This window comes from Pseudomonas guariconensis, from assembly GCF_900102675.1.
GTDB classification, from domain to species: Bacteria; Pseudomonadota; Gammaproteobacteria; order Pseudomonadales; family Pseudomonadaceae; genus Aquipseudomonas; species Aquipseudomonas guariconensis.
In genome coordinates, this window is sequence record NZ_FMYX01000023.1 from 1 (window position 1) to 12325 (window position 12325).

Annotated in this window: 6 protein-coding genes, 1 rRNA gene and 1 pseudogene; 1 reads left to right on the plus strand and 7 read right to left on the minus strand. The window is 63.2% G+C overall.

Features of this window, described 5'->3' with window-relative positions; translation table 11 throughout:
- Positions 1-133 (plus strand): annotated as a pseudogene (locus tag BLS27_RS23745) (LysR family transcriptional regulator); the annotation flags it as partial.
- 47 nt (positions 134-180) lie between these two features.
- On the opposite strand, the gene yfiB reads toward BLS27_RS23745, so the two are convergent.
- The 7 genes from yfiB to rrf form a co-directional block, all read right to left on the minus strand.
- Entirely contained in the window at positions 181-681 is a 501-nt protein-coding gene (yfiB, locus tag BLS27_RS23395; RefSeq protein WP_043215252.1) for an outer membrane lipoprotein YfiB, read from the minus strand.
- Positions 682-684: 3 nt separating this feature from the next.
- The gene (gene dgcN / locus BLS27_RS23400; protein ID WP_090346959.1) at positions 685-1956 is read right to left on the minus strand and encodes a diguanylate cyclase DgcN/YfiN; all 1272 of its coding nucleotides are present in this window, start codon (positions 1954-1956) and stop codon (positions 685-687) included.
- Complete coding sequence (yfiR, locus tag BLS27_RS23405) at positions 1953-2492, minus strand: regulatory sequestration protein YfiR (protein WP_232111639.1); 540 nt, start codon at positions 2490-2492, stop codon at positions 1953-1955. The genes dgcN and yfiR overlap by 4 nt, the downstream gene beginning before the upstream one ends.
- Before the next feature lie 107 nt (positions 2493-2599).
- Entirely contained in the window at positions 2600-4675 is a 2076-nt protein-coding gene (gene recD, locus BLS27_RS23410; RefSeq protein WP_090346960.1) for an exodeoxyribonuclease V subunit alpha, read from the minus strand.
- Positions 4672-8349 carry an exodeoxyribonuclease V subunit beta gene (gene recB / locus BLS27_RS23415; protein ID WP_090346961.1) on the minus strand — a complete coding sequence of 1226 codons (3678 nt, stop codon included), beginning with the start codon at positions 8347-8349 and terminating at the stop codon, positions 4672-4674. The genes recD and recB overlap by 4 nt, the downstream gene beginning before the upstream one ends.
- Positions 8346-11828 (minus strand): exodeoxyribonuclease V subunit gamma, encoded by a 3483-nt coding sequence (gene recC, locus BLS27_RS23420; protein WP_090346962.1) that lies wholly within the window; start codon positions 11826-11828, stop codon positions 8346-8348. The genes recB and recC overlap by 4 nt, the downstream gene beginning before the upstream one ends.
- Positions 11829-12018: 190 nt before the next feature.
- Positions 12019-12134: ribosomal RNA gene (gene rrf, locus BLS27_RS23425) — 5S ribosomal RNA — on the minus strand.
- Positions 12135-12325 lie beyond the last annotated feature (191 nt).

Here is a 12325-nt window from a genome sequence, read left to right on the forward strand (position 1 = left end):
GTTCTGGATGTACTGCCGGGAGGACCTGCGCAAGTTGAAGCGCATCACCTTGCTGTGGGACTACATTCGCGATGTGACCGAGGCCAACGCGCCGTTGCTGATGGGCAACAGCCGGGAGATGAAGTTCGCGTGATGCCGGATGGGCGCATCTGCGCCCAATCGCAGGCGCCAGCGCGTGCCTCAGTAGGACGCTACCACGATCGATACGCGGCGGTTCTCGGTTCGCCCGCTGGCGGTGCGGTTGTCCGCCACCGGCTGGCTGCTGCCCAGGCCAACGGTGCGGATGTTCTGAGGCTGCATGCCGATGCCGATCAGCGCCTGGGCGACGCTCTGCGCACGGCGTTCGGACAACTGCTGGTTATACGCCTCCTTGCCCGAGGCATCGGCATGGCCGTCAACCCTCACCCGCTGGATATCCACCGACAGCAAGGCTTTGCCGATGCGCTCGACGATCGCGCGGCTCTGGCTGTTCAGGCTGTCCAGATCGCTGCCAAACAACACCTTGCCAGAAAGATCGAACGCCCAACCTTCGTCAGTCGGCGCGAAGCCTTCACGCTTGAGCACGGCGATCTGCTCTTCACTCAAACCCTTGGGAACGCTCTGGCAACCGCCGAGCGCCAGCAACGTCAGCAATGCCAATACCAGCGTGGGAAAACGCAGTGCAACGACACGGTGAATCACGGTTCAGCTCCTGTTATCAACGTCAGTGGCCGAATGCTCCGTCTGCGCCACTTGCCAATGGCCACGGCGCATGCGCTTGGCCTGATACATCGCCCCATCGGCGGCATTGAGCAGCCCTGCCGGGTCCAGGCCGTCGTCGGGGAAGTAAGCGATGCCTACGCTCAACGAGGTGGTGATGCTGTTGCCGGTTTCCAGATGAATCGGCAGCTGCATGCTGGCGATGATCTTTTCAGCGATGCGCTGGGCGTCGCCTCGCGACTGCAAGGGCGTCAGCAGCACCGCGAACTCGTCCCCGCCAAGGCGCGCCACCAGGTCGTGTTCGCGCAATTGCGCGCGGATCCGACTGGCCACGCTGATCAGCACCTCATCCCCCGCCGAGTGGCCCAGGCTGTCGTTGATCTGTTTGAAATGGTCGCTGTCGAGGAACATCAGCGCCAGCCGCTCCTGCTGGCGGACGGCATTGCGTAGGCTACGGCTCAGGCGCCCCTCGAAGAATGCTCGATTGGGCAGGCCGGTAAGGCTGTCATGGGTCGCCTGGTGAGCCAGGTTCTCGTTCTCACTGCGCAGGTGACTGTCCCAGGCCTCCAGTTCGTCGAGCAGTGCATTGAAGTCGTTGCCCAGCTCGTTGAGCTCGGCGATCTGCGTTTCGGGTACGCGCCGGTCGAAGGTACGATCGCGGCGGGCGGCGTGAGCCACGCTGGCAAGGCTGCGCAACGGGCGAATGATGTCGCCGAACAGCCGACGCGAAAGATAGAGAGCCACCACTGCACTGAGCAACGTGCAGAACACGATCCCCGCCAGGCCACTGAACAGGAAGCGCAGCAAGTTGCCGCCCTGCCCGGACACTTCGATGTGCCCGACCTTCTGTTGCTGATGCATCACCGGCAGCGTGATCGGTTCCTCCAGTAGCGCGCTGGCCACTTCCGCCTCCAGCTGGGCAAACATGCCATCATCGTCACGGTGCCAATGGGCCAGTTGCACGCCTTCGTCATTGAACACCTTGGCATCGGCCACCTCTTCGGTGGCTGCGATCAACGCCAGGGCTTCCTTCGCAGCAGGAGCATCGTCGAACACCACAGCCGCTTCGACGGTGTAGTTGATCGAGCGGGCAATCAGGTGCAGGTTGTGATTGGCATAGACGCGCAAGGCGAGCACACCGAGCAGGGTCAGGGAGACGCCTGCCAACCCTACCGCCAGCAAGGCCAATCCCAGATGGCCGCGGCCAAGTACCGAACGCAGGGTTGGGCGAACGCCAGGCTTGATGCACCTTCTCATGGCTGCACCGCCCGTCGACGAGACAACTGCAACACACTGGGATGGATTCGCACACCGCTGCGAGCGACTGAATCCAGGTTTACGTCAAAGGCCACCTGCTCGTCACTGACCCGCAGGCAAAACAGGCTGCCCACGGTGCAGGGATCGTCCGCCTCGCTGATGCTGAGCACCGGATGGCCGCTGACCGACTGGAACAGCCGCTCCCGCTCACCTTGGTCGAGCTTGCCGATATAAAGTGCGTCGCAGGCGCTGGCGACACGCTGGTCGTTCACCAACAAGCGCCGCACCTGCAAGGGCTGGCCGGAGTTCTGCACATTCCCCTTGATCAGATCATCGGCGTATTCGGTCGGCCCTACCAGGCACAAACGCAGCGGCACTGGCTCTGCCGGCCAGCGCGCATAGCTGAGAATGCCCAGCACGACTTGGGTCACGGCCTTGGCCCGCTGTTGGACCTGAGCAGCGCTCGCAGGGGTGTCTGCCCGAGCAGGGCCTGCGAGCAGCAAGGCGGCCATCAACAGCGCAAGCGCACGGCCCATCACGCGTCCCCGAGGCGAGACAGCCACCATTTAGGAAATCCCACAAAGTCCCTTCAGATTTGGCGCAACGATAGCACAAGGCCTGCCGCTCAGAAATGTGCGCTACGTCACACTTGCTCGAGCATCAAACCGGAGATCCGTCGCACCCTGCGCGCCACCGCCTCTTCGAAAACGCCGGTGCGCGGCTCGATCAGGCTGAAACAGTGCTTGGCGCGGGTGATACCGGTATAGACCAACTCCTTGGTGAGCACCGGGTTCAATGCATCCGGCAACACCAAGGCCGTATGGCTGAACTCCGAGCCCTGGGACTTGTGCACGGTCATGGCAAACACCGTTTCCACCTCGTTGAGCCGGCTCGGCAACACAAAACGCACCCCGCCTTTGCCATCGTTGCGCGCAAAGGCCACGCGCAGTACCGGCTCGCCCAGATCATCCGGCAGACGCAAGGCAATGCCGATGTCGCCGTTCATCAGGCCCAAGCCATAATCGTTGCGCGTGACCAGCACTGGCCGGCCTTCATACCAGGGTTGCTGGTTGTCGATCAGCCCGGCGTTGCCAAGCACACGCGCCACACGTTCATTCAGACCCGCAACCCCCCAAGGGCCCTTGCGCACTGCGCAGAGCAACTGGAAGTGCTCGAAACTCTGCAGCACCTTGCTGGCCCACTGCTCCCAGCGCGGGTCATCGACGGGTGTGCCAGGGGGCGGACGATGACGACCAATGGCACGCAGATAGCTGCGGTAACCCTGGGGCCCATCGTCGCCACGGCCCAGGCCGTCCAACAGCAAGCGATCAAAAGCCCGGTCCTGTTCACCGCGCAGGGTCAGACCGAACACATCGCTCGGCGGCAGGGTCAGCAAATCACGTGCCTGCTGTGCCTGCTGGCGGTTGACCAGGCGGGCCAGCTGGCCGATGCCGCTGCCTTCGCCGAAACGGCGCGAGTAACGCAACATCACCACCTGCTGGGCCAGCGGATTGCGCTGCGCATCCCCGGGCGTGAGACCACAGCCCTCCAGCGATTGGCCGCCGACTTGCTCCAGCCAGGCCCGGGTAGCCGGGGAATAACAGCCCTCCTCGGCATCGCGACACAAATCACCCAACACCGCGCCGGCCTCGACCGAGGCCAACTGGTCCTTGTCGCCCAACAGCACCAGACGTGCCTTGGGCGGCAAGGCGTCGAGCAGGTTGGCCATCATCTCCAGGTCGATCATCGAGGCTTCGTCGACCACCAACACGTCCAGCGGTAACGGGTTGCCCGTATGGTGGCGGAAGTGCCGGGACCCCGGTCGGCTGCCCAGCAGACGGTGAACGGTGCTGACCTCGGTCGGGATCTGTGCGCGCACCTCACCGCTGACCTTCAGCCGCTCGACCTGCTGGCCGATCGACTCGGTCAAGCGGGCGGCGGCCTTGCCCGTGGGCGCCGCGAGGCGAATGCGCAAAGGGCGCCCCCTCTCCACGGCAGGCGCCTGCAACAACGCCAGCAAACGCACCACGGTGGTGGTCTTGCCGGTGCCAGGGCCGCCGGTGATGATGCTGAACGCCGCCCGCGTGGCCAGCGCACACGCAAGTTTCTGCCAGTCCACCTGCCCTGCCGGGGCGCCGCCTTCGAACAAGTGATCAAGCCGTGCGGGCAGATCCGCCGGCATGGCTTCGCTCTGGGTCAGGCGCTGGCGCAAGGCGTCGTCGATGCGCCGCTCATAGCTCCAGTAGCGGCGCAGATAGAGACGCTGGCCGCTGAGCACCAGCGGCCGGGCACCTTGCCCCGGGCTATTGCCCGCGGCCACCAGAGGGCTGGCGGCAATGCGCTGCAGCCAGGTGTCCAGGGTCAGGCTGGCGAGCAGTTGCGAGGGCAGCAGCAAAGGCCCGGCCAGTGCGTCGCCCTCCGGCGGCAGCGACAAGGCGAAATCAGGCTCGGCGAGGGTCTGCTCCAAATCGAGGCAGACATGACCATGGCCCAACTGATGACTGGCCAAGGCCGCTGCCAGCAATAACAAGGTGTCGCTGCCAGGGGCGCGCTCTTCGAGAAAATTCACGAAGGCACGGTCCAGTGCCCGCAGCCAGCCTCGCTCGACCCAGCGATCGAGCAGCACCAGCAGGTCACGGCTCTCGCGCAGGGGCGCCAGAGCCGTCAGTTGTTCGGCATCTACAGGGGTAGGCAAGAGGTCATCGAGGCATCGGCTCATGGCGCGACTCCGGCAAACAGGTCCTGCTGTTCCGGCTCATGGGCACCGCGGAACAGCGCATCGAGCGCCTCGATCAGCGCCCGCGGCGGCTTGGCGAAATACAAGCCATGGCCGGCGCTGTCGGCACCACGCAGGAAGATGAACACAGCACCGCCCACATGACGGTCGTAATCGTAGTCCGGCAACCGAGCCCGCAATTGGCGATGCAGGGCCAGCAGATAGAGCACGTACTGCAGATCGTAGCGATGCTCCAGAATCGCCTGCTCCATGGCCAGGCCGTTGTAGGCCTGGGTGTCCGGACCGAGCCAGTTGGATTTGTAGTCGGCCACGTAGTAACGGCCGTCCAACTCGAATGCCAGGTCGATGAAGCCTTTGAACATGCCGTTGAGCACCGTGGGCAACGCCGCAGGACGCGCCGCTGCGCCATGGGTATGGCGGGCGACCAGATGGTCAAGGCGCACGGCATCCACTTGATGGCTGGCGAACCAGAACTCCATCTCGATCTGATAGTGACGCAGCTCGGCGAGGATCAGGCTCGGGCCGTCGGCGTGCAAGGGAAGCGGCTGGCTCAGCAACTGCCCCAGCCACTGCTCCAAGGCGGGAATCCAGCCGGTCCAGCCCCGGCGGTTACAACGTTCCCCCACGGTGCGCTTGATCAAATCCGGCTTGCCGCTGACCTCGGCGAACCCTTCCCGGCCGGCCCACTCCAGCAGGCCGTGAAGGAAGGTGCCGGGGTTCGGCCCGCGAGGGAAGCGGTGAATATCGCCGCCCTCGGCGGGCACCTCACGCAATGCCTGGGTATCGACTATTTCGTCGTCCAGCAATTGCTGGGCTTGGGAACTGTCGGCGCTCAAGGTCTGATCACCGACTCGCAGGGCACTGTAGGAGGCGATCCACCAATGCTCGGCGGCGGCCCGCCGTGGCTTGCGCGCCGGCAACAGCTCGCGCTCGTCACGAGGGGGGTGGTAGCGCTGGGCGTCGGCTTCGGGCAGTACGCTGCATGTGATGTCCGCACTCGAGCCCTGCAACTGCGCAAGCCATTCGCCCAGTTCGCTGGAAGCTGCCAGAGGCAAGCCTGCGCCGAGCAGATAGCCCAGAGCACAGCGGTGCAATTGCGAGGTCTTCTGACTGCCGCGCTTGAGGTCGGCGACACCCAGCCAGCAGGCATACTGTGCACGGGTCAGGGCCACGTAGAGCAGGCGCAGATCTTCGGCCAGGCGTTCATCATCGGCGCGGGCGATCTGTGTTTCGTCGGGTGTCAGGGTGAGGTGGATCCGGCCTTGGCTATCGTGCCAGGTCAGAGGCAGGCGCTGACCATCCACCGGTTTGCTCGTGCAGATGAACGGCAAATAGACCAAGGGGTATTCCAGCCCCTTGGATTTGTGGATGGTCACTACCTTGACCAGTTGCTCGTCACTTTCAAGGCGCAGGATTTGCTCTTCGCCGGCGTGACCAGCATTGGCCAGGTGTTCGGCCAGGTGGCGGATCAAGGCCTGCTCACCGTCCAACTCACTCGCCGCCTGCTGCAGCAACTCCGCCAGGTGCAGCAAGTTGGTCAGCACCCGCTCGCCGTCGCTGCGGGCCATGAGCATGCGCGGCAGCTGGAAGTCATGCAGCAGGCGGCGCAGCATCGGCAACACGCCCTGACGCTGCCAGGTCTCGCGGTACTGACGAAAACGCATGACCCAACCTTCCCACACGCGCTCGTCCTGGTTCAGGCGGTCCAGATCGGCGAGTGGCAGGTCGAGGGTCAGGCTGGCCAGGGCGCCCTTGAGCAGACGCTCGGAATCCGGCTCGGCACAGGCCTTGAGCCAGACCAACAAGTCATGGGCTTCTTGGGCGGCGAAGACCGAGTCCTTGTCCGACAGATACACGCTGCGTACATCGCGCGCCGCAAGCTCGGCGCGTATCAACTGGGCCTCTCGGCCATCGCGTACGAGGATGGCGATGTCCGACGGCAAGCAGGGGCGAAGCGTGCCCTGGCTGTCGAGCAGTCCGCTCACGCCTTGCTGGCCGCCATTGAGCAGGCCGACGATATGACTGGCGCAACTGGTCGCCAGTTGCTGGCGGTAGAGCGTGCTGGAGACCGGCTCCTCGCTTTGCAGTTGCCAGCATTGCAACGCCGCAGCGGGCTGGCCGTCGATCATCAATCGCTCATCGCGCCCCTTGGCACGGACCTCGACGAAGGGCAAGGGGTTGTCCTGGCCCTCGCGGAACAGGAAGGCGCCGCGCCCCTGGCGGCGCTCTTCGGCCTGGAGAAACACGCGATTGACCGCCGTTACCATCGCCTGGCTGGAACGGTAGTTGGTATCCAGACTGTGCAATCGCCCTGCCGTGGCGCGGCGGGCGGCCAGGTAGGTGAAAATGTCGGCCCCGCGGAAGGCGTAGATCGCCTGCTTGGGATCGCCGATCATGAACAGACCGGTCTCTCTGTGGTTCTCGCTGATCCGGTAGATGCGCTCGAAGATGCCGTACTGCACCGGGTCAGTGTCTTGGAACTCGTCGATCAGCGCTACCGGGAACTGCTCGCGAATCAAACCGGCCAGACGCTCGCCAGACTCGCTGGTCAACGCTTGCTCCAAACGCAAGAGCATGTCGTCAAAACCCATCTCGGCGCGCTTGCGCTTCTCCACCTCGAAACGGGCCGACACCCAGGTCGCGGCGTGCTCCAGCAGCCGCGCATCGGGACTGGCCAGCCCCTGCAATTGCTCACGCAGGCTCTGCATGGCATGCAGGGCGGGATGATCAGGCGGCTCGCCGGACTTCCAGGCTTCTGCCATGCCCGCAGGCGTCAGTCGGGTGAAACCGGTGCCCAAATCCAGCTCAAGTACTTGATCGTCACCGGCCCAGGCCCGGAGCTTGTCGAACCAAGGCTCGAAGAAGCGTGCCTGCAGCTTGCGGCCGTCCGCCAGTTTTCCGGCCACAGCCGCCTGGCAAATCTGGTGCAGTTCATCGGCCCATTGCCCCCAGGGCGCCTTGAGCTGGCACAGCTGCGCGGCCCGCTCGCGCAAGGCCTGCTCGATCAACGCTTGCGGCTGAGCATCATCCACCTCACCGCGCACCCGCCCAAACAATGGGCGGATACGTGGCAGCAACGCGTCGGGGCTGCCCCACTGGTTGCGTACCCAGGCCAGGGCTTCGCCTTGCATGCTGTAACAGAAACGCCGCCAGTAATCGCGCATGACCTGACCCAGCAACTCGCTGTGATCGGTCTCCAGGCTCTGGGTGAACAAGCTTCCGCTGTCGAAGGCGTGCTCGCGCAACATACGCTGGCACCAACCGTGGATGGTCGATACCGCGGCTTCGTCCATCCACTGGACCGCAACGTCGAGGCGACTGGCGCAACGCGCCCACTGCTCGGCGGGATAATCATCGCGCAACATCTGCAGCAGCGGATCAGCTTCGGCCAGCTCACCGCGGAAGAACCGTGCCGCTTCGGCCAGGCGAGCACGGATCCGCTCACGCAACTCTTTGGTGGCAGCGTCGGTGAAGGTCACCACCAGGATCTGTGGCGGCAGCAGCTCACGGCCAAAGCCCTGCTCGCCGCCATGGCCTAGGATCAGGCGCAGGTACAACGCCGATATGGTGAACGTCTTGCCGGTGCCAGCACTGGCCTCGATCAGTTGGCTGCCGTGCAATGGAAAGCTCAGGGCCAAGGGGCGGGCCTGGGTCATGCGGCATTCTCCGGATTGCCCAGGGTCTGCCAGGGCGCTGCGAACAAGGGGCGGTACAGGGTCTCGCACCAACCTTCGAAGGTTTCATCGGCGCACAGCGCGGCGAAGTCAGGGAACTGACGTGCCAAGGCAAGGCTCTCGCCGCGCTCGCCGGTGGTGTTCTGCCCATCGCCCTCGTAGGCGCGGACTGCTGAGGCCAGGGCTTTGTCCGGATCGCTCTGGGCCAACCAGGCGAACGCGGTCTTGGCGGCCACGGGCAGCGGCGCATTCATGGCCGCCTGGCGAGCCACGATCAGGTCGCCCAAAAGCTCCGCCGCCTGGGGCTGCGGCAGCGGGTCGAGCAACAATGTCAGGTCGCTGGCGACCATGGCGGTATGCAATGGATAGCCTGCGGCACAGGCCGCCAGATGTACGACCCAGGCAGGGATCAGGCGATGCCATTTACGGCTATTGCGTCCGGCACTCAGGGTGTTGGGTACGGTGGTGATGCTCAGAAGGCTCAGGTCCTGGGCTTGGTACACCCTCCCCAACCAGCCTTCCAGACGCTGCGTTGCGTGGTCGAAATGAATCGGCAGCGCCCCATCGACCACGGTTGGCCAACGTTGCAGCAACTGGCGATGACGCTGCAGCAGGTCAGGTAGGGGCTGGATCAGCTCGGCCTGGAGGATTTCGCCGAACCCCGCCAGCGGCAGCAGGCCGCAGGCCTGAAGGCGACGAGCCTGGCTCAGCAGCGCGTGATCGGCGTTGTCGGGATCGGCCAGCGCGGCGCCGAGCAGGCTTTCGCTCAGCCCGTAGCGCTGCAAAGCATCGAGCACGAAGGGTTCTTCATCCGGCGTTGGCGTTTCCAAGGCCTCGAAGAACACTTTCAGACGCTGACTGAAGAAGTGCCGCACAGGGTGACGCAGAAAATCCTGCAACTGGGTGAGGCTCAACGCCTCCTCGCCTACATAGGGCGGCAGCGTGTCACGACAGGCCACAGGATTCGTGTCGAGCTGGTGCAATACCTGCCACTCATGGGCGTAGCTGAACAGCGCGCTGCCTTTCTGGAAATAACGTTGGCTGAAGGGTTGGAGGGGATGCTCCTGGGTCAGGGCATGCAGCAACTGCTCACCAGGGTTTTCCCGCAGCCCCTCCTTGGCGCCCGCCAGACGCCAACCTGCGGCGAGGTGATCGCGCAACTGACCGATCAACACCGATGCGGGACGCTCGCTGTTGTCACGAATGCTGCGCCCGACCCAACTGATATAGAGCTGGTCACGCGCCGAGAGCAGGGCTTCAAGCAACAGGTAACGGTCATCTTCACGGCGGGAGCGATCACCAGGGCGGTAGTCGCTGGCCATCAGATCGAAGTCCAGCGGCGGCTGGGCACGTGGGTAGTCGCCGTCATTCATGCCCAGCAGGCACACCACCCGGAAGGGGATCGCGCGCATGGGCATGAGCGTGCAGAAGTTCACCGAACCTGCCAGAAAACGTTGGGACAACTTGCCTTGGTCCAGCCCCGACAACCAAGCCTCACGAACCACCGTTAGCGGCAACACGTCTTGCAAGCCAACCGCTTCGCACGTGGCCAACCAGGTGTCGCGCAAATCCTGCAGCTGCATCAACAGGAACTCGTCCTGCTCATCCTCGGCGAGGAAGAACACTTGTAGCAGCGCTTGCAGACGCTCGCCCCACTCGCGCGCCGTAGCCGGCTGCGACAAGGCTTCGCATGCCACATCGAGCGCGTCGAGCAGGGCCACGAGCGGGCCGATCAAGGCAGCATCGAGGCCACCGATTTCATCATAGGGCTCGATCTCGTCGAAGCCCTCCCCGACACCGACGGCATACCCCAGCAACATGCGTCGCAGGCCAAACCGCCAGCTGTTCTGCTCCAGGCCTTCAGGCAGTCCCAGGGTCGCACGTTGTTTGGCGCTCAGTCCCCAGCGGATGCCGGCGCCCTCGATCCAGCGATGCAAAGTCGGCAAATCGCTCTGTGCGATGGCAAAGCGCGCACGAAGCGCAGGGACGTCCAGCAGGTCGAGCACTTCGCTGACGGCAAAGCGACTCTCGGGCAACTTGAGCAGATGCTCCAGAGCGATCAGCAGCGGTTCTCGACCACGCTGGCCTTGGTCTGTGAGAGTGAAAGGAATGTAGCGAGGGTCGTTGCGCTCAAGTTGGCCGAAGACCGCGCGGATATGCGGTGCATAGTCGTCGATGGCCGGCAGCATGACGATGACATCACGCGGGCGCAGCGTGGGATCTGCACTGAAGCGGGCCAGCAACTGGTCATGAAGGATCTCCACTTCTCGCTGCGGACTGTGGGCCACATGGAAGCGCACCGAGCGATCCTTGGCGGGATCGACAGGAGCCCACTGCTCGCGGGTTTCGGCCAGTGGGCGCAACTCGAGAATGTCATCCTGCAACTGGCGAAGCAGGCAGTTTGGCTCAGACTCTTGGAAAAGGTCGATGCGACCCTCGCTGAATACACCGCGGTAGCTGCCGGGGTCATCATAACTGTCGAGAAGGTTGATGTAGTCACGGCCCTGCTTGCCCCAGGCAGCCAGTAATGGATGAGCATGCTGATGCAGGCTTTCGTCATCCAATTGCAAGGGGGTGCCGTGCTTGCGCTGCTGACGCTTGTACTGATGACGTAGCAGGTCCTTGTCTGCAACGATATCTGCCCAATGATGGCGGCATGGGTTATTCACGCACAGCAACACCTGACTGAAGCGAGCAAGCCCCGCCAGCGCCTCGAGTGCTTGGGCAGGTAAGGACGAAATGCCGAAAACGATCACCCGTTTCGGCAAGCCGGAGGGCGCTTGGTCCAGGCTGTTGATACGTTCGATGAAACGCTGGTGCACCCCGGCGCGACTCTGTGCCATGCCCGCCTCGCCGACATCCTCGAGCAAAGCTCGCCATAGCTGCGCCTGCCAGCGATTACCGGCGGGTAAGGGCTTGCGTTCGCCACGAGCGCTATTGAGTACATGCTCGCCTACTGCCCAATCCTTGAGCCAGTCGGCGCGATAGACTTGGTATTGGTCGAACAGGTCCGCCAAGCGCTCGGCCAATTGGTAACGCTTGCGCAGATCACCATCGTCCGTGAGGAAACGGCGCAGCGGTTCGAAATGGGGGCGCTCGATCAACTCAGGAAGCAGGCGCATCAAGCGCCAAGTGAGGGGAGCTTTGTCCAGCAACGAAACCTCAGGAATTTCATCGCGCCCCAGAACACGGCGATACAACTGCCACATGAAACTGCCCGGCAACTGGACATCGATAGCAGCCGCAATCCCACATCCGCCTTGATCGCCCTCCTGCGGGTCTTCGGCCAGGGCCAACTTGAGCCATTGGGCGATGCCATTGCTTTGAACCAGCGCGATCTCGTTCTCCAGCGGTGCCAAGGGATAACGACGCATCACACCCACTACCAGATGGCGCAAGTCATCCAGACGGTTGCCTTGAACGATCATGAAACCTGGATGCAGGGAGGATGTGTCGGTCATTGAGCGTCTCAGCCGGGGAGGTTCTGGTAGGGAACCATATCACAGGGGCTGCGCATCGCCCGAGGTGTTGCAGGCCCCATATCGCTGTAGGAAGCGCCTTTCTGGAAAGTACTGATTGGGCTGCCAATATAGGCTGCAGAAAAGACAAAACCCCTACCTGCTCACGCAGATAGGGGTTTTGCGAAATGAATCTTGACGATGACCTACTCTCACATGGGGAAGCCCCACACTACCATCGGCGATGCATCGTTTCACTACTGAGTTCGGGATGGGATCAGGTGGTTCCAATGCTCTATGGTCGTCAAGAAATTCTGTTGCCAGACTGTCTTATGACACTCCAGCCAATTCGGATATGTGATCGTTGTGGTTGCGAACTTTCGGTTCTTTCGTCTTCACCACCGCAATCTGCAGAAGCAAATTGCTTGGGTGTTATATGGTCAAGCCTCACGGGCAATTAGTATCGGTTAGCTCAACGCCTCACAGCGCTTACACACCCG